General features: G+C 33.6%; 11 protein-coding genes, 1 tRNA gene and 1 pseudogene. 6 read left to right on the forward strand and 7 right to left on the reverse strand.

The annotated features are described in order from the left end of the window. Positions 1-44: 44 nt before the first annotated feature. Positions 45-749, reverse strand: coding sequence for a response regulator YycF (gene yycF, locus FC72_RS02265; protein WP_057764361.1), 705 nt, complete (start codon positions 747-749; stop codon positions 45-47). A gap of 157 nt (positions 750-906) precedes the next feature. Here yycF and FC72_RS02270 point away from each other — a divergent pair. Then, positions 907-979: transfer RNA gene (locus FC72_RS02270), tRNA-Lys, on the forward strand. Between the two features lie 662 nt (positions 980-1,641). Here FC72_RS02270 and FC72_RS02275 read toward each other — a convergent pair. Beyond that, on the reverse strand, positions 1,642-2,274 hold the full coding sequence (locus FC72_RS02275; RefSeq protein WP_057764363.1) for a pentapeptide repeat-containing protein: 633 nt from the start codon (positions 2,272-2,274) through the stop codon (positions 1,642-1,644). 287 nt (positions 2,275-2,561) lie between these two features. Between FC72_RS02275 and FC72_RS02280 the strand changes: the two genes are divergently transcribed. Then, positions 2,562-3,854 (forward strand): L-cysteine desulfidase family protein, encoded by a 1,293-nt coding sequence (locus FC72_RS02280; RefSeq protein ID WP_057764365.1) that lies wholly within the window; start codon positions 2,562-2,564, stop codon positions 3,852-3,854. 44 nt (positions 3,855-3,898) lie between these two features. On the opposite strand, the gene FC72_RS02285 is transcribed toward FC72_RS02280, so the two are convergent. The 3 genes from FC72_RS02285 to thiD are packed head-to-tail and all read right to left on the reverse strand — an operon-like array spanning position 3,899 to position 5,764. After that, positions 3,899-4,456 carry a TIGR01440 family protein gene (locus FC72_RS02285; protein ID WP_057764366.1) on the reverse strand — a complete coding sequence of 186 codons (558 nt, stop codon included), beginning with the start codon at positions 4,454-4,456 and terminating at the stop codon, positions 3,899-3,901. A gap of 11 nt (positions 4,457-4,467) precedes the next feature. After that, positions 4,468-4,968: an ECF transporter S component gene (locus FC72_RS02290; RefSeq protein WP_057764371.1), complete on the reverse strand. Its 501-nt coding sequence runs from the start codon at positions 4,966-4,968 to the stop codon at positions 4,468-4,470. Positions 4,969-4,978: 10 nt separating this feature from the next. Next, on the reverse strand, positions 4,979-5,764 hold the full coding sequence (thiD, locus tag FC72_RS02295; protein WP_057764373.1) for a bifunctional hydroxymethylpyrimidine kinase/phosphomethylpyrimidine kinase: 786 nt from the start codon (positions 5,762-5,764) through the stop codon (positions 4,979-4,981). Positions 5,765-5,885: 121 nt separating this feature from the next. Between thiD and FC72_RS02300 the strand changes: the two genes are divergently transcribed. The 4 genes from FC72_RS02300 to FC72_RS02315 all read left to right on the forward strand — a co-directional run bounded on the left by FC72_RS02300 (position 5,886) and on the right by FC72_RS02315 (position 13,850). Next, entirely contained in the window at positions 5,886-7,286 is a 1,401-nt protein-coding gene (locus tag FC72_RS02300; RefSeq protein ID WP_057764375.1) for an aminotransferase-like domain-containing protein, read from the forward strand. Positions 7,287-7,326: 40 nt separating this feature from the next. Next, the gene (locus FC72_RS02305; protein ID WP_057764377.1) at positions 7,327-9,093 is read left to right on the forward strand and encodes a glycerophosphoryl diester phosphodiesterase membrane domain-containing protein; all 1,767 of its coding nucleotides are present in this window, start codon (positions 7,327-7,329) and stop codon (positions 9,091-9,093) included. A gap of 181 nt (positions 9,094-9,274) precedes the next feature. Continuing rightward, positions 9,275-11,494 (forward strand): SpaA isopeptide-forming pilin-related protein, encoded by a 2,220-nt coding sequence (locus tag FC72_RS02310; protein WP_057764379.1) that lies wholly within the window; start codon positions 9,275-9,277, stop codon positions 11,492-11,494. 295 nt (positions 11,495-11,789) lie between these two features. After that, a complete protein-coding gene (locus FC72_RS02315) occupies positions 11,790-13,850 on the forward strand; it encodes a HelD family protein (protein ID WP_057764381.1) in 2,061 nt (686 codons plus the stop codon). On the opposite strand, the pseudogene FC72_RS02320 reads toward FC72_RS02315, so the two are convergent. Then, positions 13,827-14,574, reverse strand: a pseudogene (locus FC72_RS02320) (YibE/F family protein). The gene FC72_RS02315 and the pseudogene FC72_RS02320 sit on opposite strands and share 24 nt — an antisense overlap. Then, positions 14,574-15,650: a YibE/F family protein gene (locus FC72_RS02325; RefSeq protein ID WP_083480721.1), complete on the reverse strand. Its 1,077-nt coding sequence runs from the start codon at positions 15,648-15,650 to the stop codon at positions 14,574-14,576. The pseudogene FC72_RS02320 and the gene FC72_RS02325 overlap by 1 nt, the downstream one beginning before the upstream one ends. Between the last annotated feature and the right edge of the window lie 472 nt (positions 15,651-16,122).

Here is a 16,122-nt window from a genome sequence, read left to right on the forward strand (position 1 = left end):
AAAAAACTGACTCAATGTTTCAAGTCAGTTTATTTTTAATATTTTTAAACTTCAGACTCAGGGTCTCTTAGATAATATCCCACACCACGTCTAGTCATTAACCATTCTGGTTGACTGGGATTATTTTCAATCTTTTCACGGAGTCTACGAACAGTAACATCAACCGTTCTAACATCACCAAAGTAATCGTATCCCCAAACTGTTTGAAGTAAATGTTCACGCTTCATTACTTGACCAATATGTTGTGCCAAGTAATAAAGTAGTTCAAACTCACGATGAGTTAACTCAATTTCTTTACCATTTTTGGTTACAGTATAGGCATCAGGGAGAATGGTCAAATCACCAATCTTAATTTCACTCACTTTATTATCTTCACTTTGAGCATGTTGTTGTGTTCTCAAACGTACTTTAACACGTGCAACTAACTCTCTGTTTGAGAAAGGTTTTGTGACATAATCATCTGCACCTATTTCCAAACCAATGACTTTATCTATTTCTGCATCTTTAGCAGTTAACATGATAATTGGAGTGTCTTTAGTCTTACGAACTGTTCTAGCTACTTCTAGACCGTCAATTACAGGCAACATTAAATCGAGTAGAATTAAATCTGGATTCTCTTCTTCTACTTTGTCCAATGCTTCTTGACCATCAAAAGCTGTTATTACCTCGTAGCCTTCGTTCTCAAGATTATATTTAACAATGTCTGAAATAGGTTTCTCATCGTCTACTACTAGAATTTTCTTAGCCATATTTATCTCTCCTTGACTTGACCATTATACTAGTTATAGCTTATTAAAACAAAATCAGCATAAGCGAACCTTAAAAATAAAAAATTTTATTTAAAAAACACTTGCTCATGATTTGTTCCTTATGGTACTATATAACTCGTTGATTGATAGATCACATGGGTGGCTAGCTCAGCTGGCAGAGCAACGGACTCTTAATCCGTGGGTCCAGGGTTCGATCCCCTGGCCACCCATAATATTACATTTAACCAGTTACGTTGAGGCTTGAAAGTCTTAATATAACTGGTTTTTTTATACCCATTAATACCTGACTAGGTGAAATACCATGTCAGGACTTTTAAGGCTATTACTATGTATTTAAAATATTATATTATATTGCTACGTTTAAGTTAAAGCTTTCTGTTCTTGTTACATGGATATTCGATCTCTCCCATTTTTATTTTTGAATCCTGTGGGAATTTATGATACATAAATTACTATTAATTGATGACCGATTAGTAGATAATTATTTGTGATAGCAAGTTAATGACGGTGACTAACTTCAAGAAAATCTGAGGTGATGCCTCTGATTAAAATAAATGTGTTGCCTCTCGAAAGGATAACCATGAGTGTTTTTGAAGCTCTCTCGTTTATGATATCTTTTGCAACGTTAGTAGTTATAATACTCAAATTTAATCAAAAAAAATAACCGTCTAAACTTTTGGCCTAGTTTACGGTTATTATTTCTAATTAATATAAGTTAATGCAGCCACCGTCTTAAACGGGCTATCTGGGGGATGTTCGAACATCCCTCTTTTTTATTTCTTGATAACCTTTTGACTACAGCTCAAGTCTATCAACGCAATTCATAACTGTCAACTAGATAATATGTATCTGATTTGCTGTACCACGGCCTTTACATATATCCTTCAGCCTCTTTACGTGTCATCCAAAAATGAATTCCACCAGTTGAATCATCCCAACGATTTGGATTAAAGTTTTTCGCTACAACCATATGCCCTACTCGATATACAAAATTAGGATCAACATATGAAATAGCATCTTGGTAAATATCATCAGTGTACATATCATCGATAGTCATAACTTTAGCTTTGTCACAACGACATGAATTAGCTGTAGCTGATGTCCTTTTAGCATCTGCGGGTATCAACAATTTAACTATCCGATAATCAAAGCACTTTTTGTATCCTAAAAAAGCGCCTTTTTCCGGACAATGCAATCTAAAATATTGTGTCGCATCATTTGATACGATTCCAGTTAAATCAGCGTCTTCTAACATCGAATGAAACATATTAGCTCCAGAAATGTCACTATAGCTCATATCACATCCTCTTAAATCTGCTCCTATCAAAGATGCATTTTTTAATGATGCATGTGAAAAATTGCAATTTACAAATAGACAATTATCCAAATCAATACCGTCTAAATCAGCATTAGAAAAATCAACATTTTTAAAACGAACATTGTTATAGTTTCTATTTGATAAGTTCTCAGTCGTAAAATTCTTATCAACTATTTGTTCAACCATGGTCACGGCCTCTTTTCACTTATGTAGTAATAGCCCTCCTACTATCAAGTGTAGGTCAATTAGTGAAATTAATCACTACTTTTGAATGCTTTATTTTTCTTTTCCTAAAACTCCATAATATAAATTGAAGATAATCGCCAGTGCCTGTATGAAAGCGTTTTCTTTAATGCTATACTCTTTACGGAATCAGTAACTAGGTTGATGAACATGATTTATGCTTACCACCTCAAAGGGCTGTTCAGCATAATTCTTCTATCATCAAACTTTGTAGAAAGGATATGTTGATTATGTGCTTAAAAAAAGAAACCAGAACAAATCTCGTTCAAGCGCTAAAGGAAGGTGTAGTCCCTGCAACAGGATGTACTGAACCTATCGCAGTTGCTTTTGGAGCAGCAAATTGCATGGCATACCTCGAAAACAAAGATATTCAAAAAATAGAAATAAACGTTTCACTAGGTGTAATGAAAAATGCCATGGCGGTAATTGTTCCCGGTACTGGGAAACCTGGTTTGCTAGTAGCCGCTGCCACTGGTGCAATAGCCGGTGATCCAACAGCTGGCCTCAATGTTATTGCCGGATTAATCAAAGATGATCTTCCAAAAATCAATGATTTAGTAGACTCTGGTAAAGTATCAGCAAAAATTGCACCCGTTGACGACAAGCTTTATGTAGAAGTAAGTATTGCTGATAAAAACGATACTGTTACAGTCAGCATTGCAGGTGGTCATACAAATATATTCTTAATAAAGAAAAACGATAAAGTGATTTTCTCTAAAGAACGTCCTGAACCACAATCAATATCAGCTTCTCAAGAATTTCTAAAAACAGTTAATCTTCAAGAAGTTTGGGATTTCTGCCAAACTGAGCCTTTAAAAAACTTACAATTCATTAAACAAGCCGCAAAACTTAATATGGATCTAGCTCATGATGGTCTAACAAATGATTACGGACTAAAGCTAGGAAAATCAATGCGCAATTCACCTCTTCAAAACGGAGCAGATGATTTATCAAATAAAATAATCTCCTATTCTTCAGCAGCTTCTGATGCTCGAATGGGAGGATCACAACTACCTGCTATGACTAATTCTGGATCTGGTAATCAAGGGATTGCTGCAACCGTTCCTATTTGTGTAACGGCTGATTATACTAAAGCCTCTGAAGAAGAACTCATTAGAGCTTTAGCCTTATCACACTTAACTGCTTTATATATTCACTCATTTTTACCATTACTATCCGCTTATTGTGCCGTTGATTCAGCATCAATGGGTGCTGGAGTCGGTTGCGTTTACCTACTAAAAAATGATTATAATGTGGCAGTTTCTACTATTAATAATATGATGGGTGATGCTGTTGGAATGGTTTGCGACGGTGCTGGGTGTTCTTGTGCAATGAAAGTTGCATCATCAGTATCATCGATGTACCGATCTATGAACTTAGCCCTTCAAGGTGTAAGTATTCCAGCTAATAATGGACTAGTCAGTGATGATATAGATAAAACTATTCGTGGTCTAGGAACTTTTGCTACAAAGGGACTAAAAGAAACTAATCCAATAATTTTAGACATTATGATGAATAAATAAAATAAGACCTGCAGTCCAATTTTGGATTTTGCAGGTCTTATTTTTTACTTAATTGGTTCGTAGTTTGCTCTTGGTCCACCGACATATTTAGGGCGTGAACGAAGCGCCGTTACATGAGCCGATCCAAGAGTTTGAATTGTAGGACGTACAGGAACTTGAACAAACTTAACGTGCATCCCTATAAAGGTATCACCAATATCAAGTCCAGCTTGTGCAGTTACATGTTCTACTTCAACAGGATCATTAAATTGTTTAAACGCTTGAATAGATGCTGCACCACCAGCATGTAGAGCTGGAACTACTGAAACTATTTCAAAACCATTATGTTCTGCTACTGACCGTTCCACTACCAAGCTTCGATTTATATGTTCACAACCTTGAACGGCTAAGTTTATTCCTTTAGGAGATAAGTTAGCTAATATAGTTTTTATAATAACTTTACCAACATCCAGATTAGAATCTTTTCCGATCTTGCCACCAACTACCTCACTAGTTGAACATCCTAAAACAAACAAGTCTCCATCTTTTAAATTTGCTTTTTCTAGGACATCCTTCATGATACTATCTAAATCTTTTTCTATTTTATTTAAATCTAACTCCATAAAAACACTCCCTAAACCAAGTTAGGTCTGAATTTAACTAAACTTTCAACAATAAGTAATGTTACTGCCATACCAAATCCAACTTGAATAATATTACTAAATATAGAAGCAATACCTGCAGGCCAACCAAATAATAATGCGGTTGCCAAACAATACCCAACTACCATAATTACGCTTCCGATAAGTAATGGAACAATTGTTGTCTTAATTCTCTTATTTCTTTCTGGTGTAAAGTAAGCTACCGCTGCACCTTGAAGACCATGAATGATCAATGAGAAAAGACACCATTGTGGATATCCTGAAATTATATCGATCAAGAATCCACTAACAGCACCGACCGTGAATCCCATTGGGTTACCAAATAAAATTGCACTAGTATAAATACCTACTTCACAAAGAGTAACGATTCCCTTTGTAGCAGGAACTGGAATAACAACAAGTAATGAAAGACTGACCGTCATAGCAATTAAAATAGCTGCTAAAGTTATTTGTTTTACTGAATTATTTTTCATCGATTCACTCCTAATGACGATATGCGCCTTGCCAGACGCTACCTAATTGAGAATTTATTTTTATTCCTTTTTTAATTCCTTGACGCACAAATCTTTTTGCAAAATTAACAGCTTCTGGCAATGATTGACCAGTTGCTAATTCAGCAGTAATAACCGCAGAAAAAGTACATCCCGCACCATCCGTGGCTAAATTATTAATTTTGGATCCCTCAAACCAGTAATCGATATCTTCACATCTCAAATAATCTATTGCTTGATCGCCAGGAAATCTATTACCACCTTTGATCACTACGTTTTTACAACCAGTTTTTTGTATTCTTTTGGCTGCTTCTCTAACATCATCTTTAGTAGTAATTTTTGATAATCCACTTAATTGTTTTGCCTCTTCTAAATTAGGTGTCACAACATATGCTAATGGCAACAATCTTTCTTTCATCAAATCTAGATAATCAGACTTTATCTGACTATCTCCTTCTTTAAAGACTAAAACTGGATCTACGATCAATTTCAAATCGTATTGTTCCAACTTATTGCAAATTATTTTCAAAGCCGCAGTATCTCCTAATAATCCGGTTTTAGCAAAATGAATCGGCAATTGATCTAAGATAGAATCCAATTGTTGCAGTATCACGGCCGAATTTATCTGATTTAATATAACTTCATTATTTATGATCGATGCAATACTTGTTAGTGCACTGACACCAAATACATCCAATTCTTCAAATGTTTTTAAATCAGCTTGAATACCGCCACCAGCTAAACTGTCTGACCCAGCTATAGTTAAAACATCTTCCATCAATTCACCTCCTCATAACAATAAGTATTGCTTTAGGTAGCGATTACTACAACATCCAATTGGCTTGTTTTTTTTCCATCCAATTATTATACTGAAGAAAAAAGTCTAAGGGTGTTCATTAATGATAAATTGGTATGACGACTTGCCAGATACAAAGCCTAAATACTTAGCAATAACCAAATTGATTCGCAGTTTGATTCAAGAAGAAAAATTACTTCCGGGTCAAAGACTGCCTTCAGAGAGAAAATTGGCAGATGTTTTTAAAGTCGATCGCTCAACAGTTACCAGAGCATTACTTGAACTCTCATCATCTGGCTTATTGATCAAAAAAAGTGGTAGTGGGACTTTTGTTTCCCCACTACCACAGATCCATTCCACAACAAGAAAAGTCGATTGGAATTTATTTTTAGAAAATCATGAAACAACTTACTCCTCATATCAAAGTAAAATAACTCAGGCCAGAGCACTAAATAACCATACCCTTTTGGACGGTGCCGGTAACGAACTACCTATGGAGTTAATACCTCATTTAGGTTCACTACAAATCAACTGGCAAAACTTCTTAATAGCTCAAAAGCAATCCCAAGATGCAGGTTATCTACCACTGATTCAAACAATCAGCGAAATGCATGAAAAAAGAAATCAATTCAAATTAAATAATCAGAGTTTATTAGTAACAGGTGGAGCTCAGCAGTCCTTGTTGTTAATATTACGCAGTCTTTTACAAATTGGGGATTCTGTTGCCTTTGCTCAGCCATCATACTTTAATTCAAGTGCTATTTTTAAAACTGTTGGTATAAGAACTTTTCCTATTCCTCTAACTTCCTCAGGAATAGATATAGATGTACTGGAAAAAGTGATCCTAAAGCATCGCATAAAACTACTGATTTTAAATCCAACATTTCAAAATCCAACTGGAGAAATATTTTCACTTGAACAAAGACAAAGAATACTTAAAATCTGTCAAGATTACCAAATAGCCATTATTGAAGATGACGTTTTTGGCTGGTTAGTTGATTCTAAGGACGAAGTCCCTACATTTAAGTCACTGGCTCCAGAAAATGTAATTTACATAAGTTCTCTTTCAAAATTGCTGGGGTCAAGCACTAGAATCGGATGGATAGTTGCCCCCCAAGCAATCGGCCAAAGATTATTACAGGTTCAAAAGAAATTAGATATTGTTCCTAGTATGTTGGCACAAGTCATGGCTAATTTAGCTTTAAACGACAAGTCATTTAATTCGGAAATAACTACCTTGAAATTAGAACTAGCTGAACATCGACATATAGTCAGTCAAATATTCTATGAATTACGTCCTAACTGGCACTTCTCATCCCCTAAGGGTGGATTTTATTTATGGGTCAAACAAGATGATCCAGAAATATTTGAAAATCTCCTCAAAAAAGACATTCTGGTCAAACCTGGACCAATTTACGGTGCCACAAAAGAAAACTTTAGATTCAATTTTGCTAATTTTAATAAAGATGAGTTAGAACAATTAAGTACTAGATTAAAGAAATAGTAGTATATTTAAATATAACTATTTCAATTAGGGGTATAACATGGTGAGCTTTAGAGAATTCAAATCATTAAACCAGATATTTTGGTCAAATTTTTGGAAATACAGTCAGATTATCATTTTAGTGGAATTATCCATTAATTTAATTGTCATTCCAGTTCTGAATACACTAACTAATGCAATTTTGGATCTAGGAAACGTCAATTATATTTCTTATACAAATATTTTAAGTCTGATCACGGGTAAACCCTTAGTAATACTAGGTTTATTGTTGATATTACTACTTATTCTTATATTGATATTTAGCCAATTCACTTTACTTTTAAATAGTTTTCAAGCTATTAAATCTAATGCAAATCTGCGTTGGCGTGACTATTTTAAAGATGTTTTTAGAAATGTCTACCAACTATCATTCAAAGGATTTGGATTCTTTCTATTATACTTTCTCATCGTTATGCCAATTGGAGACATTGGCTTTTACTCTAATTTATTAAATAAAGTTAAGATTCCTGAATTTATTCTTGATTGGATCTTTACAGAACACTTCTATTTAGGCGCACTTATAGTTGTTTTATACTTAGTAATTTTTTACATCGGTTTAAGATGGTTGTTTGTCTTACCAGCAATGATTTTTGAAAACAAAACTATTAGTCAATCAATCAAATATAGTTGGAGAAAAACCAAAAATCGCACGCTTCATTATCTAGGTATACTCTTAGTAATTATCATTATTGTTCCCTTTGTATTTGAAGGACTTTTATTATTGATTGTTGGTCTACAATGGTTGATCGATAAAATACCATTTATCAGATTCCCTATGGCAATAGTTAATATGACTGCTGTTCAAATAATTAATTATTCGGCTAGTATATACGGTACATCTATCGCCGCATTAATAATCCTAAGTAATACTAAAACAACTTACTTTGAATCACATAACAAAAACAAATCACATAAGTGGTTCTGGGCATTACTTGCTGCTGGTATTTTATTCAGTTTCATGAGTTACAATACTGTATATTTTAAGGGCTGGTTATTAGATAGACCCGTTACAATATCCCATCGCGGAGTCGATGATGGTAATGGTGTTCAAAATTCAATTCCCGCATTAAAAGAAACGTCTAAAGAAAATCCAACATATATTGAAATGGATATTCAAGAAACAAAGGATCATAAATATGTGGTTTACCACGACACCACCCTCAAGGGACTTGCTGGAATTAATAAAAAGCCAAGTCAAATGACTTTAAATCAACTTAAACGAGTTCAAATTCATGAAAATGGTAAAACCGCCTATATTGCAAGTTTTGATGACTATTTAAAAACAGCTACCAAGTTACATCAAAAATTACTAATTGAATATAAAGATGTAAAAGGAAACGGCCCTGATTTTGTTAAAAACTTTGCCCATAAATACGATCGGCAATTGCAGCATAACGGCGATATGGTACATTCCCTAGACTACGATTATATTCAAGAGAGTAAAAAGTATATGCCACACGTTCCTGCCAGCTATATTCTTTCATATAACTTATCTGGAGTCCCCAAAACACATGCGAATGCTTTTACGATGGAATACACAACATTAAATTCCACATTTATCGACGGAGCACATGCAATGAATAAAAGCGTATTTGCCTGGACTGTTAATGATACTAACGTCATGGATCAAATGATGTTTTTAGATGTAGATGGAATTATTACAGATAATCTGTCAGATTTAAAAAAGGAGATCAAAAGTAATTTTGACGAAACGTCTTACTCTACTAGAATATTAAATTATATAGTTCAAATGCAGAGTCCATTTTAAGAAGAATCGGCCAACTTGGTCGGTTCTTTTTTATAATTAAAATGATTGGTATATATACAAATCTCTGTAAAGTAAGCATTAAATAATAATTGGGCTGATTGTTTTATTTAAAATTTGTATGGACCTATAATTACGTTTGATTAAAAGATAAGAGCATTTATTGCTAAGGGAGATGTTAATCATGCGCATTAAAAAGTCTAAACTTTTAATTGCGATGGTAACAGTAATATTGGCCCTTTTAACATGGATGGTTCCAACTTCTGAAACTGCTCGTGCCGCGAATACCAATACCCAACCGCTATCATCGATTCCAACCTCCGGACTTGGTGCCGGTGATGCTATCTTAACAAATTCAAGTGGCAAACCTGTCCAAGTTGGAGACACAATGTATACCTGGGAAAAATTTTCAGTAAAGTATGAATGGTCTATTGCAGATGGCGTACAAATTCAAGCCGGTGATACTGCAACGTTTACCTTGCCAGACGATTTTAGTTCTAGTGGTGACTTGACTAATATCCCAATGTATAACGATGAAGGCCTTCAAATTGGTACTTTCAGTGTTAAAGCTGGTGAAAAAACTGGTACTATAACATTCAACGATGCTTTATCATCTACATCACATGATAGAAAAGGTACCATCAATATTAGTGGTCATGGTACACAAACCAGTACTACAAATCCAGGCCATTTTGATTGGACTGTCAATAAAATAGGCTGGCTATATGACTACGATGAAGATGGTTTACCACAGAATGTTGTTTGGAATATTGCCTTTAATCCTAACGGTGAAAAATTAACCAACGTTGTTATTGTCGATACTTTAGGATCCGGACAAACTTATGTTGATAGTAGTGTTTATGCTCCTGCTGGTTCATACAATGAAAATGGTGTATTTGAGCCAAACGGAACTTACCTATCACCTAAAGTGACTGTTTCTGGTAATAAAGTGATTTTTGATTTTGGTGATGTTGATACCGCCGTCGATATGACCTTTAGAGTTAAAATTGAAGCTGATAAAAATGCCCCAAATAATTGGTCAGATAACGCCTCCTTATCATCTGATCAAGTACATTCAGATGTTACTGCTGATGTAAATTGGGGTGGTTCTGGTACTGGTACCGGTAATTCTCTTGGAAACTTTGTTTTTCAAAAGAGCAATTTTGAAGGTAACCCACTTACTGGTGCTGTTTATCAACTAACTGATTATAAAGGAAACATTATTGAGGACAATCTTACTACTGATGAAAATGGTCAATTTAGAGTAGGAAATCTACCTATTGGTACATATGTACTTAAAGAGATTAAAGCTCCAAATGGCTATCAGTTAAACCAAAATTCAATCACATTCAGTGTTATGGGTAGTACAAGTATACCTATCGAATTATCACAATCAGATGAGCCTATTCGTGGTTCGCTATCCATAATTAAGTACGCTGCTGATACAAATAAGGCCCTTGCTGGAGCAGTATATGATTTATATGATTCAAATGATAATATTGTCCGTCCAGATTTGACTACTGACGAAAATGGATCTATCAAAGTAGGTGATTTACCTATTGGTACATATCATTTGATTGAGACAAAAGCCCCTGAAGGTTATCAAATCAACGAAACACCTATCTATTTTGACTTAACAAGTGATAATACAAATCTTAACTACGAAGCTGTTGATTATCCTATTTCATCCGGTGACCACGAGTTTGGTAACTTTGAACTAACTAAAACAAATACAAGCACCGGATTGGGTGTACCAAATGCCCTATATGAATTAAGGGATGCTCAAGGACAAGTTATTAGCAATGTAAAAACTGGCAAAGACGGTATATTCTATATGTCAGGACTTTCTGCCGGGAAATACTCATTAGTAGAAATTGAAGCTCCTGAAGGATATACATTAGATAAAACTCCAATTAACTTTGAAGTAAAAGCTGACAAGACAACTCAAGTATCTGCAAAAGATAATCCAGAATTACCAACAAATCCAGGTGTAACTCCTCCTGTTGAACCTGAACCTGAACCAGAACCTGAAGAGCCCGAGGAACCTGAAAAACCTGGTGTAACTCCTCCTATTGAACCTGAACCAGAACCTGAAGAGCCTGAGGAACCTGAAAAACCTGGTGTTATTCCTCCTACAACTGGTCCTGAAGAACCCGGTGATCAAAATGATGAAGATGTTCCTAGTGTTAAACCAACACCTTCTCCATCAGAGCCTATAAAACCAGGCCAACCTGGAGTAATCACTGAACCTAGCTTCCCTGAAGTAACACTTCCTGGAAATGTTTCCACAGGAAAAGGCAGATTACCACAAACTAGTGATATCAAAGATACATGGATCATTATCGTTGGATTTGCAGTTGTAATGTTTATTCTTGGACGTATAATTCGTAAATTTGATCGATAATAGAGCGTGACAAAAAATGAGTTTGGGACAAAACCATTTTTTCCTTAAACATGCAGCATAAACGTGCGACAAAACATAGCTTTTTCCGCTTAAAACAAAAGAGTCCAGTAATCCAAAATCGGATTACTGGACTCTTTTGCCTTAATGCTCGAAAGCTGAACATGTTTTGTCCCACTCTGTCTTATTTATCTTTCCATATATAATTATGCACGGATTTTTGAACCAATACAAGACTGTTATTTAATGACATAACGTAATATCATTTAATATCTAAAATGGTTATGGAGGGCAATAGATGGAGAATACTTTTGATTTAGAACAAATACATCTTAAAAAGGTTTACCAAGAACTAAGCGATACACTTATAACAGTCGAAGAGTTACTTTCTAAAAATTCTAATCAAGCTATAAATTTTAAGAAACAATCCGGACATGACACAGCTCTAAATTTCGATAGTTACGCTGATAATTTAGATACTTTTGCTTCAATGGAAAGTATGAACAAGCAAATAGATTACTTTAATAGTAAACAAAACCAATTAGAGATAACTAAGAAAAAAATAACACAACTACTACCTAGTCCCTACTTTGCCAGAATTGACCTTAAATACCCTGACGAATTAGAAAGTATTCCTTTTTACATTGGATCAACTGGTTTCTCAAAGAATAATGAAGATCCATTAGTGATTGATTGGCGTTCTCCAATTGCTGACCTATATTACAACAATAAAATGGGTAAAACCTTTTATACAGCAAACGGATCAAATATAAATGTCGATATTAAATTGAGACGTCAATTTCTATTACATGACAACATACTACAAGATATCTTCGATACAAACGTTGCTATTCAAGATCCATTATTAGTTAAAACACTTCAAGAAAACAAAAGTAATCAGATGACATCTATCACCGCTACAATTCAAAAAGAGCAAAATGTTATCATTCGAGATGAAAAATCTCCGGCACTATTAGTCAATGGTATAGCTGGAAGTGGAAAAACATCTGTAGTTTTGCAACGTATCGCTTATTTGCTATACCGTTATCGCGAAACGCTGGTTGCTGAGGATGTCTTATTAATAACGCCAAACTCTTTATTTACCAACTATATCAATGATGTTTTACCTAGTCTTGGTGAAGATACGCCTTCACAAATGACTTTCAAGCAATTTTTAAATACTCCTACTAACACTACTAATTTTAAAAACAAACAGAGTCATTTAAAAAATATTAATGAGCAATTAAATGACTTATCTTTGTCTTATCAAGACTTTAAACCGTTAAAGGTTAATACAACTGTTGTCTTTTCTAAATCCAAATTATTGGAAATTTTTAATAGAACACCAAAATCTTTATCCTTACCAAAAAGGATCACCGCATTAACTGAACTATTACTAAAAGAAGTGAAGGATCATATCTTAAAATCTGCAACGGACTCAAATATCCAAGCTAAACTAGATGGGTTGACCGACTCAGACCAAGAAGCAATCTTCGGTAAATTAATATCGCCAACTACCGATTCAGAAATCATAAAGGCAACCAAAAGAATGCTTACTTGGCAATATCGCAATTTAATCCAACAAATAAAACAAAAAAGTTGGCTCAATATATTCCAAATTATCGACGACATTTTAGGAATAGATGAACACAACTTTTTAGATTACCGATTTATTCAATTGAAATTATTTAATCTTAATAAGAACAATATTAAATTTGTCATGATAGACGAAGTCCAAGATTATTCTTTAGATGAATTATTCTTCTTAATAAATGCACTGCCTAATGCCAAATGGACACTTGTCGGTGATGAGTTTCAGTCCATCAAAGAATCTAACAATCCTATTGATTTTACTGATCTGTCAAAATTATTTGAAGAAAATATGATAAATGTCAAACAGCGCAATCTTTATACAAGTTATCGTTCTAGTGGCAGTATTACCAAAGAATTTATCAGTTTTGGCACTTCGTCACTTTTAGAAAATATAAGAATCATTCAAGCAGATGGTCAGACGCCAATTCATTCAAAAATAGCATCTAAAAACTTAATTTCTAATATTGATCAGCAAATAAAACAATTTAAACCTACTGAGCTATCAGCAATAATTACACCAGACATAGAGAGTGCTAAAAAAATATCAAACGATTTACATATAAAAGCACTCGATTCAAATAGTATTCTACCTAAAAAAGGTATATCCGTTATGCCACTTATAGTTGCTAAGGGATTAGAATTCGACAATGTAATTGTTATAAATAACGACAAAAATTACTTCTCAAAAAATAGACTAGGAAACAACAGAATGTATACTGCTTTATCAAGAGCATCCAAGAAGTTATTTATCAATACTATCAACTGATTTTTTACCAGCATTTCGATAAACAAAGTATGCCGTTATAGGAACTGTCAAAATAACTCCGATGGCACAGATCAACATAGTTAAAACTTCAGCAACAAGCAGTTTATTGTTGATAACATCTGAAAACTTATAATTCAAAGAGTTCATTAAAAAGAACAATGGAAAAGTTGAACAATAAAGTATTAGTTTGCGTGCTTAATATCTTATTACCAACTGAAAAACCATCCGAGAAAACTTCTTTAGGAGTAAGAGTCGGCTTACTTAGGATAATTTCGTTTAATCCACTAGAGATTGCAACACTAGTTTCAGAAATAACACCTAAACTATTTACAACAATGATTGCTATAGCTAACTGAGGAAAAGACACACCTGCTGCTAGAGAGAACGATTCTAATTCTTCTTGGTCTTCAAATCCCATTCCTTGAGCACTAGCCCAAAATTCTAAGGGAACAGTAATAATCAAGATAATAACGACAATTAATATAGATGTCTTAAAAGCAATATTTGCTGTAGCAGCATTCTCAACATTCATATAAATAGCAACGATCAAAATGATCAAGGAGATGATTGACGTTGTTATCAACACATTAAAACCATCAGCTATCAATATCAATAATGCAACGATAGAAACCAGATTTATCGATAACCCAAACAGTAAAGAAAAGCCTCTACTACCTGCTACAATTAATAATAAAACTACAAAAGCACCCAACAAAAATAGCATTAATAAGCCCTCCTTGTAATTATTTTACTAGCAATAAAACTAGTTATTGGAACTGTTAAGACGATCCCTATCGCACTAATCAAAAGTTGTGCAAATCCAAGACTTAAAGTCATCGTAAATGTATAACCAATTGAGTTACCATTACTCAAATACAATAAAATCAAATTCAAATGCTCCGCTATAACGATGAATAATAGAATATTGATTAGCGGTCCGATCAACTCTCGTCCAATATTAATTCCAGCTTTAAATAAGACTTTTTCTTTAACATCATTAACTTCTTTTTTCATTTCTATCAATGATGAAGAAATATCCATAGTCTCATCTAAAATGACTCCTAATACACTAAAAATAACTTGTGAATAAAAAACACTGAAATATGGTTGCAGTCCAAAATCTGTTAATTCCATATGAACACCACTATTACCTGAGAGTTTCAATAACAGAATGCTTAATAATATCGACAATGTAGTTGCAGAAACCGTACTTAAATATGCCATTAAGGCGTCACTATTAGGCCCTAAAATAATTAATAAAGCTATTCCTGAGATTAAAAGAGACGTTATAACGGTCATCAATAGTAACAAGTTAGTGTTGTTATGAATCAGCAATTTTACGAACCCATAGTAAACTAATAAATTAAGCAGCACACTTATCAATAGTTTCCCTCTGCTGAATTGCATACAAAATAGAAGAATAATTACTAACCCTAAGCTAAACACTATAACAGTATCTCGCTTAACATTTTTTATTGAATAATGATGTCCTGACTTTGATAAAATCACCTGTTGACCAACATGATATTTCTGGTCTAAAAGCTGAGATTGATAATAAGTATTTTTTAAGGTTAATCTCTGTTTTCGCTTATTAGTATTTAAAAATACTCCCGTTAATTTTTGTTCAATTTGCGTATCTGTATTTTTATATTCATCCGTACTCTTATCTTTTTTGATAGTTTGCGTTTGTTCGATTCTTATAATCGGATTTTTATATAAGAACGAATCAAAGTAAGTAATTATTGTCACCGTTAAGACAGCCAATATTACCGCAAAAATTCTAATTACATTTTTTTTCATCTGAAAACACCTTTGAAAATCCATTTGAACGAATACCTAATATAATACTTCTACAAAATAAATTTGTATCGATTTGATTCAAAAAATATATAAATTAGTCCTATTAACAAATAATTTTAATTTTATTAAAACAGGCTCCAAAAACTTGCTACAGATGTGTTTTTGGACTAAAATACTTTGTATAAAACGTGCCATTTTATTATCTTTTTAACATTTAGTTATTGACAAGTTTTAATTTATGAAATAACATTTTAGCCATCAACTAGTTAGGAGATTTCAATTATGAAAAATATTAATTCTCTAAACATCGTAAATAATCGTTGGCAAAGCCGATAATTCAGGTTGATCCGATATGGATGCAGCCTGAAAGGGATTGTATCCATGTCGGCTTATTAAACTACGTTTAAATAACACCCACATGGAATAACTTTAAATTTCATGTGGGATTTTTTGTTTTATTAAGACAATCTCA

The sequence above is a fragment of the Companilactobacillus tucceti DSM 20183 genome (genome assembly GCF_001434665.1).
Classification (GTDB): domain Bacteria; phylum Bacillota; class Bacilli; order Lactobacillales; family Lactobacillaceae; genus Companilactobacillus; species Companilactobacillus tucceti.